Here is a 398-nt window from a genome sequence, read left to right on the forward strand (position 1 = left end):
AAGAGGATGTCGTAGAAGCCCTTCTCGCGCTCATCCCGAGTGGGGCCTCCGCCGGGTTTGAGACCGCCGGTCCTGAACAAGGAAACCATCGTGGCGAACGTCTCCGTTGTCACGCCAGCGATTTCCCCAAGTCCCGGCGCGACCATCATCTCGTCGTAAACGAAGTCCGTGCCGTAGGGATGACCCAACAGGAAATTCGTGCGGTGCACGTTCTTGGTGTTGATCGGCGCCATGGGGAACGGCACGAGCCACACGTTCATGCTCGCGTCGTATTCGGGAATGAGGCCTGACGGCTGAGACGGCCCGGTGAACCCCGGCGTCAAGGCGAAGGGATCGGTCAGCAGCCGGATCAGGGCCGGGTCGCGCGCGGCGGCAGCCAACGTCGCCTGAGCGCTCGC

Annotated in this window: 1 pseudogene; it reads right to left on the reverse strand. The window is 64.1% G+C overall.

The features are described 5' to 3' along the window. Positions 1-380 (reverse strand): annotated as a pseudogene (locus tag AC5ZGW_RS47395) (saccharopine dehydrogenase); the annotation flags it as partial. Positions 381-398 lie beyond the last annotated feature (18 nt).

The sequence above is a fragment of the Bradyrhizobium sp. Crot121 genome, from assembly GCF_059512385.1.